Origin of the sequence: Ottowia oryzae (assembly GCF_003008535.1) — a bacterium.
GTDB lineage: Bacteria > Pseudomonadota > Gammaproteobacteria > Burkholderiales > Burkholderiaceae_C > Ottowia > Ottowia oryzae.
Genome location: NZ_CP027666.1, coordinates 1599080 through 1616641 on the forward strand (window position 1 = coordinate 1599080; position 17562 = coordinate 1616641).

Consider the following 17562-nt stretch of genomic DNA (forward strand, 5'->3'; position numbering starts at 1 on the left):
CCACACCACCTTGGCCGCTGGCGTGAACGTTTTATGAGCACCACCTACCGCCCCGATATTGATGGCCTGCGCGCCTTGGCGGTCACCCTGGTGTTGGCCGTACACGCCGCGCCATCGCGTTTTCCGAATGGGTTCATTGGCGTCGATGTTTTCTTTGTTATCTCGGGCTTCCTGATCACAGGCATTCTGATTGACCAACTGCGCCTGCAGACATTCTCTCTCAGGGATTTCTATGTTCGGCGGATCAACAGGCTGTTCCCGGCGCTGTTGCTGGTGCTGGCAGCGGTGGTGTTCGTTGGGCCGCTGATTCTTTACCCCGATGAATACGGCAGGGTCAGCTTGTCTGCCTGGGCGAGCAGTGTTTTCGCTGCCAATATGGGTTTTTACGCCGAGGCAGGCTATTGGGATGTCGCCAGCAAGCTCAAGCCATTGCTGCATTTATGGTCGCTGGGGGTGGAGGAGCAGTTCTACCTGGTCTGGCCATGGCTATTGTGGCTGGCATTCAGAAAGCGAATGTCATTTCTGAATGCGACCTTGGTGGTCGTTTTCATTTCGCTGGCGCTGAACATTTATCTCACATCAAAAAACCAGGCGGCCGCCTTTTACCTGCCGTTTGGCCGGTTTTGGGAGTTGGCGGCCGGCGGCCTGCTGGCGGCAGCGCACCGCGCATCCACGCCCTTTGACCTGAGCCCCTTGCCGGGCACCCGCAACGCGCTGAGCTGGGGCGGGGTGCTGCTGCTGGCGGTGGTCTTGGCCACGCCGCTGGACGCAAAAATGTTCCCCGGCTACTACGTTATTGTGGTGGTGCTGGCCGCCGTGCTGTTTATCGCGGCAGGCCCCACGGCTTGGGTCAACCGGCGAATTCTTTCGCACCCGGTGATGGTTTATGTGGGCAAGATCAGCTACCCACTTTATCTGTGGCACTGGCCCCTTTTGGTATTTGCGCGCCTGATCGGCGATGGGCAGTGGTCGCAGTCGCATCGAAACATGGCGGTGGTCGGCTCGGTGGTGCTGGCCATGCTGACATACCACGCGGTTGAAAGGCCGTTGGCCAAAGCCAAGCGGCGCGGTATGCTGACCATAATCTTGATTATCTTGATGGCCGGTATAAGCGCCACGTCACTGCTGGCGTACAAGAATGTCATTGCGCTCGGCGTAAAGTCCTATGTGATTCCACCCAAGAGCCGATTCGATGATGCGAAGCCGGCAACGCCCAGCACAGGGAAGATTGCGCTGCTGGGGGACAGCAATGCCGGGCATCTTGAATATGGCTTGAGGTGGATATACGGCGACCGCCTCGCCGTCTATTCCATGGCGGGGTGGCCATTTCTGGACGGTGTGGACTGGAAGCCGGGGCATATTCCGCACCCTGGGCACAAGGGGACCCCGGCGAACACCGAAGCGGCACTCAAGTCGCTGGCGGGCGACCCTGAGATCAAGGTCGTGATCATCGCCAATGCGTACCTGATGTACCTGCCTGCCGACAACCTTCGGCGCATGGGTGGCCCTGCGTCGGAGACCGGCGCGCAGGCGTACGAAGCGGGTATGCGCCAGACGGTGCAGCGCCTTCTGTCCAGTGGCAAGAAAGTGGTGGTCATTGAGTCGATTCCCACTTATCCCATGCTTGCCACGGCGCTGGCGTGCGACGCCACCATCCGCCCCCGGTTCAGGCGCCAGCCCGCTGCATGTGTTGTGTCGCGCGCAGACATCGAGGCCGAGCGCCAGCAGTACCTGGGCACTCTGGATCGCGCGCTGGACGGGCTGGCGGGCGCGAGCAGGTTCAACACCATGGATGAGCTTTGCGACGACCGCTTCTGCTACGTGAACAAGGGCGGAGACCAGCTGTATTACGACCCTGGCCATTTCAGTGCCGAAGGCAGCCAACTGGTCAGCGCGGCGCTTGCGCGGCGGATTGAGCAGCTGCTTCAACCGCGTTGAATCGCAAACCCCGTGCGGACCGGCACAAAAATTGGGGTTTATGGCCGTTGGAAGATAAAAAAACAGGCCTGCGGGGCCTGTTTTTTTTGTGGTGCGGAAAATCTGTCCGCCTTGGCGCTGTGAGCGCGATCGATCTGAAAACTGAGTGCCCAGGCTTTGCCTGCGCGGATTCAGATTCAGATCGTCAGATTATTTTTTCTTGGCGTACTGAAACACCGGCATGGCGCGCAGGGCGTCTTTGGTGGCGCCGGGCAGGGTGATGCGGTCGCCTTCAATCTTGAACTGCTCCACCGGAATCGCCACGCGGTGGTTGGACAGGCCCATGAATGCGCTGGAATTGATGATGGCGTAAGACACCGAGCCGGTGGGGGCGATGATCACGTCTTCGATCTTGCCGACCTTGGCGGGTTTGGCATCGTTGTTGTAGACCGCTTTGTTCAGGATGGTGCGCTTGACGCTCCAGCCGCTGACCACGTCCGCCAGCACGGTTTCAGAGACGCCCAGAACCGTGCCGCCGGCGGTTTGCGCCATCGACAGGGAAGGGGCCAGCACGGCGCCAGACAGAGCCGCAGCAATAACGAGTTTCTTGGTGATTGACATAATTTTCCCTTCTAAAAATTATTGAATGAGCTGTGGATAATGGGGCAATGCATTGTTTGCCAATAACTGTGGATTTGGCGACTTGCCATTTAAAACCTTGGTATTAGATCCTTTGCGCGAGCGCCGAGGCGATTCGTACCTATTGGTCTTTGCGCTTGCGCTTGCGCTGGCTGTATCGCATTGCCTGTATGTTACGCGCGTTCTTGTTTTAACAAGTGCCTTGCTGTCGATTTCGTTGCTGGATTGTGTTTAATTGGTATCAGGCGGTAAACAAGGCTTTGGCCGACATAATCGAGTGTGTCAAAGGTGTATTGGGGGGACTGTAGCTATGGATGGCATGGGCGCAAGGGTCGCGCGCCGTGCGGGCCAAGTCGCCATTACCTGGTGCCGTTGCGCGCGCGGCAATCCTGCCTGTAACCGCGCAGCGCCTATATAGACGAAGCCAGCGCGCGGCACGCCCCGCAACCGCCTCGGGCGGCCTAAGATCGACCGACCGCAGAACCTGAGGGCACCGCCTGTGCGCAATCTTGATTTCAGCTCCTGGAGCGCGATGATGACCACGCTGATGGGCCTGGTGCTGGTTTCGGTTGTCGCGGTGGGCATCCGACTGGTTTTCATGCAAACCATCCAGCGGCGGCGCGAGCGCGAGAACCGCCAGATCAACGAGCGCCTGCGCACGCTGATTGCCGCCTACAAGGTGCTGGGCGGCGCCTTCACGGGTGAACTGGCGGTGGACCCGACGCACCGGCGCGACCAGCGCCGAACCAGCTTGCCCGTGCCGGAGCCGCTGGACGCGGCATTGCCGCCCTCCGGCGTCGGCGAGCCGGGGGCCGCCAACGTGCTTGCCGACACGGGTGCCCCGCTACCGTTGGATGACGCGCCTTCCGAATCGGTCGCTGAGCGGCGCCGCCGCATTCGCGACGCGGTGGAGGCGGCGCTGTCCGACGTCATCCTGCTGGGCACCGAAGAGCAGGTGCGCCTGGCCGCGCACGCCGCCAGCGAAATGGTGGCCGGCCGCAAGGTCGAACTGGCCGCGCTGGTGGTGTCGCTGCGCACCTTCGTGCGCGAGGCGCTGGATCTGGACCCGATCCCCGCCGATGTGCTGCTGCCCGCGCAAGGGCCGCTGCGGCCTGCGGCATTGGCCGGGCGCAGCGGCGGCGGCGCTGGGCGCGGCGCGGGCGGGCAAGGAGGGCAAGGCCAAGGCCGCGGGCAGGGTGGCCGTGGGGGTGGCGGTGGCGGCGGTGGCGCCGGAATGGGCATGGGGCTGGGCATGGGCGCGGGTGGTCTGGGGGGCTCGGTCGCGGCGCACCGAGTGAGCGATGGCAGTGCCGCGCCTGAGGACGATGCCGCAGGTGGGCGTTGAATGCCGGACGCGCATCGAATAGGAAGGTTTTAGGCCGATAGCGCAGGTGCAGACTGCGCAGATAGCTATTGAAATAGAAGCATCCAGTGCGAAGCTGCGAGATCCCGCGGTAACGTGCCTGGTGCCCAACGCGCACGCAGCCGCGCCACCAAGGCGTGGCCGAAGCAAGCCACCGCATGGGCGGCATGGCTGGCAAGACTGGCGCGCGATATCCGCTTTTTTGAGGTTTCAGGCGGAAGGCGTCACGCAGCCGGGGCCGCAAGCGGCTATCGCATTCGGTGCGCGTCCCTCGGCGTGCAGGGCCGGCCCGCAACGCCCGTGTGCTGCCCAGTGGCGGCGTCAGCGGGGGGCGCTATCATGTCCGCAGCCATCAAAAACCATAGCTGCCAACGCAATGTGGGCAGGCGCTGGAAGGCGATTCGATTGATAGGCCGATATCTGTAGTAGCAAAGTTTTCAAAGGGAGCCATCACCATGACACGCCGAACCTGGGCCACGCTGTGCGCGTGCCTGTTGCTTTTGTTGACCACCGGTTGCGCCAGTTTTCGCACCATGCCTTTCGCCTCCCCGGCCGAGAAGGTCGAGGACAAGAAGGCGGTGTACCTGTTGATGGTGACGCTGGAAAACAGTTACCGGCCATCGTTTCATCCCAGGCTTCAGACGGTCGTCGTCGACCGCCGCGTGGGCGACAAATGGGAGGGCAACCTGATTTCTGCAGACCTCCAAGGCATCGTCGTCGTGCCGGGTGCGGCGGTGAACAGTTACGCAGCCAGGCTGGAGCTGGAGCCTGGCGAATACGTCCTGCGCAGGCTGAATGCCAACGGCATGGTCTTTCCCATTCAAGGCACGTTCGAGGTGCCGCTCTATGCCAACTTGTCGGTACGAGAGCCGAATGGCGTGTTCTACCTGGGCAACGTGCGTGCCACCGTGCGCGAGGCAAAGGAGGGCGAGCTGAAGGCGGGGCCGGTGATCCCCCTGATCGATCAGGCCGTGGCGGGCGCTTCGGGCGGCACGTTCGAGGTGACCATCACCGACGCGTGGCGCACCGACGAGGCTGTTTTCCGAAGCCAGTTCCCAGCCCTGGCCAAAGTGCCCGTGCGCAAGGCGATTCTTCCTGCCTGGAACCGCGCCAAAGTGAAGCGGGCGACCGAGAAGTAGAGCGACCACAGGACGCGCCGCGCGTCCGCAGGCGAACCTGGGGGCGCCTTCATGGGCGCCGGGTCTTCAGGGTGCTTGTGCGTGTGCGTCTTGGGCGTTGGTATCGACCGGGCGGGCGGCACATCCGTGCCGGCGTCTTCGTCGCGGTCAGCGTCCTCGGGGCTGTCGACAGGGCGCAGCGGCCACGCGTGTCCCCCCCTGGCCCTGTCGGGTGCCGCGCGCGGGCGGCGATCGGGTCAGCGCGGCACGCGGAAGGTGGAGCTGGCCAGCACCTCGCTGGTGCCTTTGTCGGTGCCGCGCACCTCAAAGCGCAGGGGCACGGTTTGCCCGCGCAGGGCTTGCGCGCCTTCGTAGGGCAGGCTGACGGTGACGGGCAGGCTCAGGCTGCCGGCCGCGTCCAGCTCTGGCGGCGCATCGTTGTGGGCTGTGATCAGGCGAGCGGGTACGGGCGTGCCGTCCACCTTCACCTGGATGTCCAGGTGCTGCGGGTGCAAGGTGGCGCTGCGGATTTGCAGGCGGTAGAGGTTCTCCACGTCGCCGTTGGGCGCCATGCGCGCCAGCACGCCGCGATCGCGCTGCACGTCCAGGCGCAGTTCGGGCCGTGTCATCAGCCCGGCGATCATCAGTGTGACCACGGCCATGATGACCCCGCCATACACCCACAGGCGCGGCTTGCGCCACGGGGCGCCGCGGGTCGGCGAATCGGGGTTCAAAGGGCTGAAGCGGATCAGCCCGCGCGGCGCCTTGATCTTGTCCATGATGCTGTTGCATGCGTCGATGCACACGCCGCAGCTGATGCAAGCGGCCTGCAGGCCCTTGCGAATGTCGATGCCCGTGGGGCACACCTGCACGCACATGGTGCAGTCGATGCAGTCGCCCAGCTTGGGTTCGGCCGATGCCGCAGCCACGGCGGCGCTGGCGGTGGCTGCCGCGGTGGCGGGTGACGCAACGGCCCCAGCGAAGGCGGCGACCGGCTCGGCGTGCGCTGCGCGGTGGCGGCCGCGCGGTTCGCCACGCGCCTGGTCGTAGGTCACCACCAGCGTGTCGCGGTCGAGCATCGCGCTTTGGAAGCGGCCATACGGGCAGGCGTGCTGGCAGATGCGCTCACGCAGCAGGCCGGCGTGCAGGTAGGTGACGGCGGCGTAGAACAGCATCCAGAAGGTGTTCCACGGGCCCATGTCGAAGGGCAGGCCGTGCACCAGTTCGCGGATGGGGGTAAACCAGCCGACGAAGCTCAGGCCCGTCCAGAGCGACAGCAGCGCCCAGGACAGGTGCTTGCCGCCGCGGCGCACCACCTTGTTGGGGCCCCAGCCGCTCTGGTCCAGCCGCAGGCGGGCGGAGCGGTCGCCTTCGATGCGGCGCTCCAGCGCCATGAACATCTCGGTGTACACGGTCTGCGGGCAGGCAAAGCCGCACCAGATGCGGCCAACGGCTACAGTGACCAGGAACAGCGCCATCGCGCAGGCGATCAGCAGGCCGGTCAGGAAAATCAGATCCTGCGGCAGCAGCAGCGTGTTGAACAGGTAAAACCGCTGGTGCGCCAGGTCGAACAGCACCGCCTGGCGGCCGTCGATGGTGATCCACGGCACGCCGTAGAAGAACAGCTGGGTGAGTATCACCAGCGCCAGGCGCCGGTGCGCGAAGACGCCGTTGGCGCTGCGTGCGTGGATGCGCTGGGCAGCCTCCACGGCCACGGGTGTCATCGGGATGGTACGGCTCGGGTTGCGCATGTGGGATCTTGTTGGGGGCGGCATCGCTGCCGATGCCCCAAGCATGCGCGGGTCGGGTTTGAACTGGTAGATTCAGATAAATGGCTAAAGGACCATATCAGATGCCAGCAGAACAAGACGGTGAAAGCACGCAGGCGGCCGCGCTGGAAGCCGCTTCCGCCCCGGTTGAAACCCTGTACCAGCGGCTCGCGCACGAGCTGGAAGACAGACGCCATTGCGCGCGGGCAACTGCGCGCTGGCGAGCGTCTGCCGTCGGTGCGCACGACCTGCCGCGTGCGCGGCGTCAGCCCGGCCACGGTGTTTCAGGCCTACGGCTTGCTGGAAGCGCAGGGCCTGATCGAGGCGCGGCCCCGGTCGGGCTATTTCGTGCGCGCCCGCCGCCGCGTACGGGGCGCGCAGCCCACGGCCGCGCCGGCCGTGCCGCAGGCCACCGAAGTGCGGGTGAGCGATTTGTCGCTGGAGCTGCTCCAGGCCGTGCAGGATGAGGCGCTGGTACCGCTGGGTTCGGCCTTTCCCGCCTCGCACCTCTTCCCGTTTGAAGAGCTGGCCCGCTGCGGCGCGCGCGCCATGCGCCGCGTGCGGCCGGTGCAGGTCACCAGCGCGGGCGCGGCGGGCGATGCGCGGCTGCGCTACGCCCTGCAGCGGCGCTATGCGCTGCACGGTGTGGCGCTGGGGGCGGATGAGCCGATCATCACCAACGGTGCGATGGAGGCGCTGAACCTTTCACTGCAGGCGGTCACGCGCCCGGGCGATCTGGTGGTGGTCGAGTCGCCCACGTTCTACGCAGCGCTGCAGGTGCTTGACCGCTTGGGCCTGCGCGCGCTGGAGGTGCGCACCGACCCCGCTGAGGGCATCGATCTGGAGGCCCTGCAGACCCTGCTGGACGAGCACCGCGTGGCCGCGTGCTGGTGCATGACCAGCTTTCAAAACCCGCTGGGCGCGCTGATGCCCGACGCGCGCAAGCAGGCGCTGGTGCAGCTGCTCAGCCGCCGGGGCGTGCCGTTGATCGAGGACGATGTGTACGCCGAGCTGTACGGCGGCCTGCAGCGTCCGCGCCCGGCCAAGGCCTTCGACACCGAAGGCTGGGTGCTGCACTGCGGCTCGTTCTCCAAAAGCCTCGCGCCCGGCTACCGCGTGGGCTGGGCCGCGCCGGGGCGCTTTGCGTCGCAAGTGCTGCGGCTGAAGATCATGAGTTCGCTGGCCACCTCGCTGCCGGCGCAGCTGGCGCTGGCCGAATTTCTGGCGCAGGGCGGTTATGACCGCCACCTGCGCGGGCTGCGCCAAGCGCTGACGCAGCAGCGCGAACAGGCGCGGCGGCTGGTGGCGCGCCACTTTCCGCAGGGCACGCGGGTAACGCACCCAACGGGCGGCTACTTTCTGTGGCTGGAATTGCCGCCCGCGGTGGACGCGCTGACGCTGTACCGCCTGGCGCTGAACGAGGGCATCAGCACGGCGCCGGGCATGCTGTTTTCAGGCGACGGGCGTTTTACGCACCACATGCGCCTGAACGTGGGGCACCCGGGCGACGCGCGGCTGGCGCCGGCGGTGCAGCGCCTGGGTGAACTGGCGGCGGGCCTGGCCGCCGCCGCTGCAGAGGGCGCCGGCGTGAATGCGGGCGGTAAGGCGGGCCACGCAACGGATCGCCAAGCGGTTGCGGTGCCCCCGCCAGCCAGCGCCTGAGCTAATCCCCAGCGATCAGCGCGGCCAGTTCCGCTTCACTGAAGCCGGCACGCCGCCGCGCCTCGGTGTTGAAGGGCGCGCGCAGGCGCGGCGCGGCGTAGTGGCGCACCAGGTGCCGGTAGTGCGCCACCGGCTCCAGCCCCTGGCGGGCACACAGCCACGCGTACCAGCGGTTGCCGATCGCCACATGGCCCACCTCGTCGCGCAGGATGATGTCCAGAATGTCGCAGGCCGCCAGCGCGTCGGGCGTGCCCACGCCGCGCAGCTTGGCCTGGATGAGCGGCGTGGCGTCCAGCCCGCGCGCCTCCAGCGTGCGCGGCACCAGCGCCATGCGCGCGGTGATGTCGTGCGCGGTTTTGGCGCACATCGTCCACAGCCCGTCGTGCGCCGGAAAGTCGCCATAGCGGTGGCCCAGCTGCGTTTGCAGGTGGGTGTGCAATAGGCTGAAGTGGTGGGCCTCTTCTGCCGCCACGCGCAGCCAGTCGCGGTAGAAATCCTCGGGCATGTCCGCAAAGCGCCAGACCGCGTCCAGCGCCAGGTTGATGGCGTTGAACTCGATGTGGCAGATGGCGTGGATCAGCCCCGCGCGGCCTTCGGGCGATTGCACGCTGCGCTGCGGGACGCGCTTGGGCTCGATCAATTCGGGCTGCGCCGGGCGGCCAGGCAGCTCGGCAGGCGCTGGCAGCATGGTCTCTGGCACTATCAAAAGCGTAGCTGCCTGCGCTTGTAGCGCCTGCGCCAGAGCCAGTTTTTGCTCTAGATCGGGTTCGCAAAGGGCTTTGAGGGCAAGGGGGCGCAACTCCATCCCTAGAATTGTAGGCAGCGGGCCAAGCCGCCCGTACACCCCCTATTGCGCAAGGAGACAGACACCATGGCCCAGTACGAAATCGATGGCAAGGCACCGCAGGTGGATTCCACCGCCTGGATCGCCGATTCGGCCGAAGTCATGGGCAACGTCACCCTGGGGCCCGACGCCAGCGTGTGGTTTGGCTGCGTGCTGCGCGGCGACACCGAAAGCATGAGCATTGGCGAGGGCAGCAACATCCAGGATCTGAGCGTGCTGCACGCCGACATCGGCAAGCCGCTGACGGTGGGCCGGCATGTCACCGTGGGCCACAAGGTGATGCTGCACGGCTGCACGATTGGCGACGAATCGCTGATCGGCATTGGCGCCATCGTGCTCAACGGCGCCAAGATCGGCAAGAACTGCCTGGTGGGCGCGGGCGCGCTGGTCACCGAGGGCAAAGAGTTTCCAGACGGCAGCATGATCGTCGGCGCGCCCGCCAAGGCCATCCGCCAGCTCACGCCTGAGCAAATTGAAGGCCTTCGCCAAAGCGCGCAGCACTACATCGACAATGCGCGCATGTTCCGCGCCACGCTGAAAAAGCTGTAACCTGCAACGCACCGGGCGCCCGCGGCCATTGATAAGCCGCCCCGCACGCCCCATATTGCCCAGATGTCCGAACTGCACAAATTCATCTTCGACGGCCTGCCCGTGCGCGGCCAGCTGGTGCGCCTGACCGACGCCTGGCAGGAAGTGCTGCGCCGCCGCGCCGCCAACACGCAAACCGGCGCCTACCCGCCGCCCGTGGCCGAGCTGCTGGGCGAGATGACGGCCGCCGCCGTGCTGATGCAGGGCAACATCAAGTTCGATGGCGCGCTGGTGCTTCAAATCATGGGCGACGGCCCCGTGAAGGTGGCGGTGGCCGAAGTGCAGAACGACCTGCGCCTGCGCGCCACGGCGTCCATCGTGGGCGCGGTGCCTCCCGGCATGACGCTGACCCAGATGGTCAACGCGAAAGGCCTTGGCCGTTGCGCCATCACGCTGGACCCACGCAGCCGCCGCGAAGGGCAGCAGCCGTATCAGGGGGTGGTGCCGCTGAACGATGAGCGCGGCGCGCCGCTGCTGGACCTGGCGGGCGTGGTCGAGCACTACATGCGCCAGTCCGAGCAGCTGGACACCACGCTGGTGCTGGCCGCCGACGAACAGGTGGCCGCGGGCCTGCTGATCCAGCGCCTGCCAGGCCAAGGGCAGGACAACCTGGCGCGCAGCAACGTGCAGCGCGAAGACGAGCCGGCGGCGCTGGCCGACGACGATTACCAGCGCATTGCCATCCTCGCCAAAAGTCTGAAACGCGAAGAGCTGCTGGGCCTGGACGCTGACACCATCCTGCGGCGCCTTTTCTGGGAAGAGCAGCTGCTGCGCTTTCCGCCGCTGCAGGGCGCACAGGGCCCGCGGTTCGCCTGCTCGTGCAGCCGTGAGCGCGTGGCCAGCATGCTGCGCGGCCTGGGCAAGGAAGAGGCCGATTCCATCCTGGCCGAACAGGGGCGCATTGAGGTGGGCTGCGATTTCTGCGGCAATCAGGAGCACTTTGACGCGGTCGACGTGGGCCGGCTGTTCACGCCCGCCGCGCAGCAATCACCCCAGCCCAAGACCGTGCAGTGAGGCTGGCGCTTGCTGCGGGCCATTGAAGGCCCTGCAGGATTTCGGTGGCAGACTGCGCGGCTTGTTCGTTCCCGTACCTACGCCTGTTGCCGATGGTCGATCTTTCCCAGTCCAGCGATTCGCCTGCCGCCCAAGGCGTGCGCAACTTGCGCTTTGACGTCATTACGCTGTTTCCGGAGTTGATTGCGCCGTTCACCCAGGCGGGCATCGTGCGGCGCGCGTTCGACAGCGGCCAGATCGTGCTGCGCTTGTGGAACCCGCGCGATTTTGCCGAGGGCAATTACCGCCGCGTGGACGACCGCCCGTTCGGCGGCGGCCCCGGCATGGTGATGATGGCCGAGCCGCTGGCCCGCTGCCTTCAGGCCGTGCGCGCCGATCGCGGTGAGGCGGGGGGCGAACAGGCGCCGGTCGTGCTTTTCTCTCCCATCGGCGACACGCTGCGCCATCAGGCCGTTGAACGCTGGGCCGCCAGCAGCGGCGCGGTGCTGATCTGCGGGCGGTACGAAGGGATAGACCAGCGCTTCATCGACCGGTACGTGACGCACCAGATCAGCCTGGGGGATTTTGTGCTGTCGGGCGGTGAAATCGCCGCGCTGGCGCTGATCGACGCGGTGGCGCGCCTGCAGCCGGGCGTGCTGAACGACGAGGGCAGCCACCAGTTCGACAGCTTCAACCCTGCCGTAGACGGCCTGCTGGACTGCCCGCACTACACGCGGCCTGAAGCGTGGGAAGGTGAAAGCGCCCCCGCAGCGTTGATGAGCGGCCACCACGCGCAGATTGAACGCTGGCGGCGCGACCAGCGCCTGGCGCTCACGCAGCGCCACCGCCCGGAATTGATTGCCGCTGCCCGCGCCAGCGGCTTGCTCGATCGCGCCGACGAGGCCTTTCTGGCGCAGCAGGCGCCTGCCGACCGCGCTTGATGGACTGCACAGGCCCTGCCGGGCTATAATCAAAGGCTTTTCGATCCTCTGCCGGCCGCGGCATTCTTTAGGACGGGTGGCGCTTTCAAGGCGCAACCGCAGTCTGCCGCCCCTAGCGTAGCGCGTGCATGATCGAGATCTGAGGAAACCATGAACCTGATCCAGCAGCTCGAAAAAGAAGAAATCGAGCGTCTCGGCAAGAGCATCCCTGAATTCGCCCCTGGTGACACCGTCATCGTGAGCGTGAACGTCGTTGAAGGCACCCGCAAGCGCGTGCAGGCCTACGAAGGCGTGGTGATCGCCAAGCGCAACCGTGGCCTGAACAGCGGCTTCACCGTGCGCAAGATTTCCAGCGGCGAAGGCGTGGAGCGTACGTTCCAGACCTACAGCCCGCTGATCGCCAAGATCGAAGTCAAGCGCCGTGGTGACGTGCGCCGCGCCAAGCTGTACTACCTGCGTGACCGCAGCGGCAAATCGGCCCGCATCAAGGAAAAGCTGCCCAGCCGCGTGGCCAAGCAAGTCACCGAAACGGCTGCTTGATCGCTGCGAGCTTCGGCTCCAGAAAAAACCGCCTGAAGGCCCTGTGCCCCAGGCGGTTTTTTCATGGGCGCCCGGGCCCTGCTGTCGCCGGGCTCAAGCCGCGACAGGCACGGAAAACTCGTTGTACGCGGCCACGGCATTGGCCGCGTACATCGCCGACGGGCCGCCGCCCATGTAGATCGCCACGCCCAGCGCGTCGTCTACCTCGCTTCGCGTGGCGCCCAGCCGCACCAGCGCCTTGACGTGAAAGCCGATGCAGCCGTCGCAGCGAGCGGCCACGCCCACGGCCAGCGCGATCAACTCCTTGGTTTTGGCGTCCAGCGCGCCGGCGGCCATGGCGGCCTTACCCATGTCGCTGAAACCCTTCATCACGCCGGGCTGAGATTTGTGCAGCGGCGCCAGGTGGGCGGAAATCGTCTGGGTGAGCTGTTTGTAATTGGGGGCAGACATGGTCGGAAAAGCTCCAGGTTGAAGTGAGGTGGTTGTGTCGGCAAGGCCCTTCTGGTCGAGGTGGCACTTGCAATTAAGACTTTGCTAAATTAACATGAATCTAAATTAAGCGTCGACCACTTTCTTCAAGACCATGATCCAACGCAAAACCGACATCGAACGCCTGCAGGACAACGCGGCCGACGCCGCTGCGTTGCTGCAGGCGGTCGGCAATCCGCACCGTTTGCTGGTGTTGTGCCTGTTGATCGGCGAGGGCGAGATGAGCGTGGGCGCACTCAACGAGCAGGTGGCGCTCAGCCCGTCGGCGCTGTCGCAGCACCTGGCGCGAATGCGTGACGAGGGGCTGATCACCTTCCGGCGAGAGGCGCAGACGCTGTACTACCGCATCGAGAACCCGAACGTCGCCAAGCTCATCGGCACGCTCAAAGACATCTTCTGCCGCTGATCCGCACGTCCACCTTCGGAGCCCTGCTATGACGTTGAGAACCATTTCGCCCCAGGCCGCACAGGCCCTGCTTGCGCAGGGTGCGGTGCTGGTGGACATCCGCGCGGCCGATGAGCGGGCGCGCATGCGCATCGAGCTGGCCAAGCACATGCCGCTGCCCAGCCTGCAGTCCGGCGCAACACGCCTGGAGGGCAATCATCCCGTCATCTTTCACTGCCGCTCTGGCGTGCGCACGCAGATGAACGCCGCGGCCTTGGCCCGCTGTACCGACTGCGAGGCTTATGCCCTGGAGGGCGGTCTGGACGCCTGGGCCAGCGCCGGTCTGCCCGTGGTGAAGGATGCGCATGCGCCGATCGAACTGCAGCGCCAGGTTCAACTGGCGGCCGGCGCGCTGGTGTTCACGGGCACGGTGCTGGGCACCACGGTGTCGCCGTGGTTCTACGTGCTGCCCGGCTTCGTGGGCGCCGGGCTGATGTTTGCGGGCGCCACCGGCTTCTGCGGGATGGCGCGCGTGCTGGCGAGGGCGCCGTGGAACCGCGCGCCGCTGTCTTGAGTTTTTCTGTTCTCAACTCTGTAGGAGCTTTCATGAAATCCAACGTGGGCGGCATTGACCGCGTCTTGCGAATCGTGGTGGGCTTGGTTCTGATCGGCCTGGCAGCCACCAACACCGTGGGCTGGTGGGGCTGGCTGGGCGCCGTGCCTTTGTTGACCGGGCTGTTCAGCTTCTGCCCGCTGTACACGCTGTTGGGTGTGAACAGCTGCCCGGTGAAGAAAAGCTGAGCCACTGCACCAAACCTGAGATGACGCCGGCCGAGAGGCGGCTGAGAAGCGCAGCCCTGGCTGCGCTTTGTCATTGGATGCTGGCGGGCCGCACGCCCACCCGACACGGCGCGCGCATTTGCGTGAGAATCCTGCGCGACGCATCCAACGGATTTCTGTCTGCCGCAGGCGCCGCCGTCTTCAGGTGGGGCGCCCCCGGCCAGCCGCTTCATGAGCACCACGCCTTCCTTGACGCCACTGCCGCTGTTCGACCCCCGCCTGGTGCCCGTGCGCGCCGAATCATCCACGCTGCCGCCGGTGCCGCGCGACCGCCTTTCGGCCGAGGCACTGCGCCAGCGTTTTCAGCACCCTCCGCCGTGGCAGCCCGAGGTGCGGCAAGAGCCGCGCTTTGCCGATCGCGCGCCCGCCGCCGCGGCGGTGCTGGTGCCGCTGGTCGAGCGCCCGGGTGGCCTGACGGTGCTGCTGACCGAGCGCACGACCAACCTGTCCACCCACTCGGGCCAGGTGGCGTTTCCGGGGGGCAAGGTCGATCCTGAAGACGCCGACGTGACCGCCGCCGCGCTGCGCGAAGCGCGCGAAGAGGTGGATCTGCGCCCCGAGTTCACCGAGGTGATCGGGCAGTTGCCCGTGTATGTCACCGGTACCCAATTCATCGTGACCCCCGTCGTTGCGCTGGTGCGGCCGGGTTTTGTCTTGCACCTGAACCCCAGCGAGGTGGCCCAGGCGTTTGAAGTGCCGCTGGCGTTCTTGATGGACCCTGCGCACCACCGCCGGCACCGCCTGGAGTGGGATGGCCATGCGCGGGAGTGGTATTCGATGCCCTACATCGACGCGGCGCAGGCCTCCGTGGGCAGTGGCGAAACGCCGCGCGGTGCGCCTGAGGGCGTGGAGCACTTCATCTGGGGCGCCACGGCCGGCATGTTGCGCAACCTCTACCGCTTCTTGTCCGCCTGAGCCGCACGGCCTGACTGTCATCGTGCGCTGACTATCATTCCCGCATGGCATTTTTTGCAATCGTGATTGCGCTGCTGCTGGAGCAGGTGCGCCCGCTGGGTCAGGGCAATGCCGCCGTGGCCGCCCTGCGCCGCTGGGTGCGCGGCGCAGGGCGTGCGGTAGACGCGGGTGGCCACCACCACGCGTGGCTGGCCTGGGCGCTGGCCGTGCTGATGCCAGCGCTGGCGGCGCTGGGCGTGTACCTGTTTCTGCACTGGCTGGGCGGGTGGCCGTTGGCGCTGGCGTGGAACGTGGCGGTGCTTTACGTCACGCTGGGCTTTCGCCAGTTCAGCTACCACTTCACCGGCATCCGCGATGCGCTGGATGCGGGCGACGAAGAGCGCGCCCGGCAGCTGCTGGCGCGCTGGCAGCAGGTGGACGCCAGCGCGTTGCCGCGCAGCGAGATCGTCCGCCACGTCATCGAATACTCCGTGCTGGCCGCGCACCGGCATGTGTTTGGCGTGCTGACCTGGTACTGCCTGCTGGCGGCGCTGGGCTTGGGGCCCGCCGGGGCGGTGTTCTATCGCAACGCCGCGTTCGCCGCCGGGTACTGGGGGCGCAAGGGCGATTCGGCCGACCAGCCCGTCAGCCAGGCGCTGCGCAGCGCCGCCGCCGCCGCATGGCGCGCCATCGACTGGCTACCCGCGCGCACCACCGCGCTGGCCTTTGCCATCGTCGGCAGTTTTGAGGACGCCATCGACACCTGGCGCCAGCACGCCGCGCAGTTTGCGGACGGCAACGACGGCGTGATTCTGGCTGCCACGTCGGGCGCCATCGGCGTGCGGCTGGGCGGGGCCACGCTCAAACCCGTTGCCGTGGCGAACACCGCGGCGGCGCCGGGCCAGCCTGCGTTGGGCCCGGTCGACCTGGAGGGCGACGCGCTGCCCGGCGATGCCCCGACCAGCAGGCACTTCAACCAGGTGATCGGCCTGGTCTGGCGCGCCGTGGCCTTGTGGCTGCTGCTGCTGGTGCTGCTGAGCCTGGCCCATGTGCTGGGTTAAGGTTGAAATGTGCCTCTGGCGCTGGTGCATACAGCGCTGGCAGCTGCACTATTGATAGCAATTTCCGTTCACCGGCGCGCGCGCCATCGCTGCGCGATTGGCCCAGGATTCATCCAATGACCGCATCCCCCACGCCCAACCCCCGCCTGCCGCTGACCGGCCTGCGCGTGGTCGAATTCACGCACATGGTCATGGGCCCCACTTGCGGGCAGGTGCTGGCCGACCTGGGCGCCGAGGTGATCAAGGTCGAGCCGATTCATGGCGACCGCACGCGCCATTTGCTGGGCTCTGGGGCGGGCTTCTTCCCCATGTTCAACCGCGGCAAGAAGAGCATCGCCATCGACCTGCACCGACCTGAAGGCGCCGCCGTGGCCCGCCGCCTGGCCGCCAGCGCCGACGTGGTGGCCGAAAACTTCAAGCCCGGCACCATGCAGAAATATGGCCTGGACTACGCCAGCCTGTCCGCGCAGAACCCGCGGGTGATCTACGTCAGCTGCAAGGGCTTTCTACCCGGCCCTTATGAGCACCGCACCGCGCTGGACGAGGTGGTGCAGATGATGGGCGGCCTGGCCTACATGACTGGCCGGCCGGGCGACCCGCTGCGCGCCGGCACCAGCGTGAACGACATCATGGGCGGCATGTTTGGCGCCATCGGCGCGCTGGGCGCGCTGATTCAGCGCGGCATCACCGGCAAGGGGCAGGAAGTGCAAAGCGCCTTGTTTGAAAACAACGTGTTCCTAGTGGGCCAGCACATGCTGCAGTACGCCATCACCGGCCAGCCTGCGGCGCCCATGCCGGACCGCATTTCCGCCTGGGCCGTGTACGACGTGTTCACCGTCAAGGACGGCGAGCAGATCTTCCTGGCCGCCGTCAGCGACGCGCAATGGAAAACCTTTTGCCAGGTGCTGGGCTTTGACGATCTGCTGGCCGACGCGCGCCTGGCCGACAACAACGCACGCGTGCGCCTGCGGCCGGAGCTGATGCCCATCCTGCGCGAACGGCTGGCCCAGCGCAGTGCGCAAGCGCTGGCCGAGCTGTTTGAAGGCGCCGGGCTGCCGTACGCGCCGATCCGCAAACCCGAAGAGCTCTACGACGACCCGCACCTTCTGGCTACCGGCGGCCTGGCCGAAGTCACGCTGACCGACGGCGATCGTGTGGGCCAGACCGCCCGCACCACGCTGCTGCCGTTCACCCTGGACGGCCAGCGCCTGGGTGCCGGGGCCCAGCCACCGCACATGGGGCAGGACACGGGTGAGGTGCTGTCGGCACTGGGCTACAGCGCCGAAGACATCGCGGCCTTGAAGGCGGCCCGCGCCGTGGCTTGATGGCCCTTGCTGGGGCTTGTGCGCCTGGCCGTGGGGCGGCGTTTTTGGTGGCCGGGCGACCTGCCGGGCTAGGGTAATTCCTGAGCGAACAGCGGCTGTCGGGCGGGCGTCGACCCGTAGAATCATTAACCGACCGATCGGTCAGGTTTCTACCAAGAACCCGGCCGAACCCTGTTGCTCATGAACCCTGTTTT

Annotated in this window: 18 protein-coding genes; 14 read left to right on the plus strand and 4 right to left on the minus strand. The window is 66.3% G+C overall.

What is annotated here, in order from left to right; translation table 11 throughout:
• Positions 1 to 33 precede the first annotated feature (33 nt).
• A complete protein-coding gene (locus C6570_RS07485; RefSeq protein WP_106702655.1) occupies positions 34 to 1938 on the plus strand; it encodes an acyltransferase family protein in 1905 nt (634 codons plus the stop codon).
• A gap of 189 nt (positions 1939 to 2127) precedes the next feature.
• On the opposite strand, the gene C6570_RS07490 is transcribed toward C6570_RS07485, so the two are convergent.
• A complete protein-coding gene (locus C6570_RS07490; RefSeq protein WP_106702656.1) occupies positions 2128 to 2538 on the minus strand; it encodes a PRC-barrel domain-containing protein in 411 nt (136 codons plus the stop codon).
• A 517-nt stretch (positions 2539 to 3055) separates the two neighbouring features.
• Between C6570_RS07490 and C6570_RS07495 the strand changes: the two genes are divergently transcribed.
• A complete protein-coding gene (locus C6570_RS07495) occupies positions 3056 to 3901 on the plus strand; it encodes a hypothetical protein (protein WP_106702657.1) in 846 nt (281 codons plus the stop codon).
• A gap of 473 nt (positions 3902 to 4374) precedes the next feature.
• Positions 4375 to 5058 (plus strand): hypothetical protein, encoded by a 684-nt coding sequence (locus C6570_RS07500; RefSeq protein ID WP_106702658.1) that lies wholly within the window; start codon positions 4375 to 4377, stop codon positions 5056 to 5058.
• Between the two features lie 236 nt (positions 5059 to 5294).
• Here the strand turns inward: C6570_RS07500 and C6570_RS07505 are convergent, their stop codons facing one another.
• On the minus strand, positions 5295 to 6788 hold the full coding sequence (locus tag C6570_RS07505) for a 4Fe-4S dicluster domain-containing protein (RefSeq protein WP_164675506.1): 1494 nt from the start codon (positions 6786 to 6788) through the stop codon (positions 5295 to 5297).
• A 165-nt stretch (positions 6789 to 6953) separates the two neighbouring features.
• Here C6570_RS07505 and C6570_RS07510 point away from each other — a divergent pair, with 165 nt between their 5' ends.
• Entirely contained in the window at positions 6954 to 8468 is a 1515-nt protein-coding gene (locus C6570_RS07510; RefSeq protein WP_106702660.1) for an aminotransferase-like domain-containing protein, read from the plus strand.
• A 1-nt stretch (position 8469) separates the two neighbouring features.
• Here the strand turns inward: C6570_RS07510 and C6570_RS07515 are convergent, their stop codons facing one another.
• Positions 8470 to 9273: a ferritin-like domain-containing protein gene (locus tag C6570_RS07515; RefSeq protein WP_106702661.1), complete on the minus strand. Its 804-nt coding sequence runs from the start codon at positions 9271 to 9273 to the stop codon at positions 8470 to 8472.
• Between the two features lie 66 nt (positions 9274 to 9339).
• On the opposite strand from C6570_RS07515, the gene C6570_RS07520 reads away from it, so the two are divergent.
• From C6570_RS07520 to rplS, 4 genes are all read left to right on the plus strand, one after another.
• A complete protein-coding gene (locus C6570_RS07520) occupies positions 9340 to 9861 on the plus strand; it encodes a gamma carbonic anhydrase family protein (RefSeq protein ID WP_106704572.1) in 522 nt (173 codons plus the stop codon).
• Positions 9862 to 9924: 63 nt separating this feature from the next.
• On the plus strand, positions 9925 to 10914 hold the full coding sequence (gene hslO / locus C6570_RS07525) for an Hsp33 family molecular chaperone HslO (protein WP_106702662.1): 990 nt from the start codon (positions 9925 to 9927) through the stop codon (positions 10912 to 10914).
• A gap of 146 nt (positions 10915 to 11060) precedes the next feature.
• The gene (trmD, locus tag C6570_RS07530) at positions 11061 to 11834 is read left to right on the plus strand and encodes a tRNA (guanosine(37)-N1)-methyltransferase TrmD (protein ID WP_106704573.1); all 774 of its coding nucleotides are present in this window, start codon (positions 11061 to 11063) and stop codon (positions 11832 to 11834) included.
• A 150-nt stretch (positions 11835 to 11984) separates the two neighbouring features.
• Complete coding sequence (gene rplS, locus C6570_RS07535; RefSeq protein ID WP_106702663.1) at positions 11985 to 12374, plus strand: 50S ribosomal protein L19; 390 nt, start codon at positions 11985 to 11987, stop codon at positions 12372 to 12374.
• Positions 12375 to 12467: 93 nt separating this feature from the next.
• On the opposite strand, the gene C6570_RS07540 is transcribed toward rplS, so the two are convergent.
• Positions 12468 to 12824: a carboxymuconolactone decarboxylase family protein gene (locus C6570_RS07540; protein ID WP_106702664.1), complete on the minus strand. Its 357-nt coding sequence runs from the start codon at positions 12822 to 12824 to the stop codon at positions 12468 to 12470.
• Positions 12825 to 12957: 133 nt separating this feature from the next.
• On the opposite strand from C6570_RS07540, the gene C6570_RS07545 reads away from it, so the two are divergent.
• The 6 genes from C6570_RS07545 to C6570_RS07570 all read left to right on the plus strand — a co-directional run bounded on the left by C6570_RS07545 (position 12958) and on the right by C6570_RS07570 (position 17368).
• A complete protein-coding gene (locus C6570_RS07545) occupies positions 12958 to 13269 on the plus strand; it encodes an ArsR/SmtB family transcription factor (RefSeq protein WP_106702665.1) in 312 nt (103 codons plus the stop codon).
• A gap of 28 nt (positions 13270 to 13297) precedes the next feature.
• Positions 13298 to 13822 (plus strand): rhodanese family protein, encoded by a 525-nt coding sequence (locus C6570_RS07550; protein ID WP_106702666.1) that lies wholly within the window; start codon positions 13298 to 13300, stop codon positions 13820 to 13822.
• Positions 13823 to 13854: 32 nt separating this feature from the next.
• Positions 13855 to 14049, plus strand: a complete 195-nt coding sequence (locus C6570_RS07555) for a YgaP family membrane protein (RefSeq protein WP_106702667.1) — start codon at positions 13855 to 13857, stop codon at positions 14047 to 14049.
• A 210-nt stretch (positions 14050 to 14259) separates the two neighbouring features.
• Positions 14260 to 15003, plus strand: coding sequence for an NUDIX hydrolase (locus C6570_RS07560; RefSeq protein ID WP_106702668.1), 744 nt, complete (start codon positions 14260 to 14262; stop codon positions 15001 to 15003).
• A gap of 44 nt (positions 15004 to 15047) precedes the next feature.
• The gene (locus C6570_RS07565) at positions 15048 to 16043 is read left to right on the plus strand and encodes a CobD/CbiB family protein (protein ID WP_106702669.1); all 996 of its coding nucleotides are present in this window, start codon (positions 15048 to 15050) and stop codon (positions 16041 to 16043) included.
• A gap of 116 nt (positions 16044 to 16159) precedes the next feature.
• Positions 16160 to 17368 (plus strand): CaiB/BaiF CoA transferase family protein, encoded by a 1209-nt coding sequence (locus C6570_RS07570; protein WP_106702670.1) that lies wholly within the window; start codon positions 16160 to 16162, stop codon positions 17366 to 17368.
• The last annotated feature ends 194 nt before the right edge of the window (positions 17369 to 17562 follow it).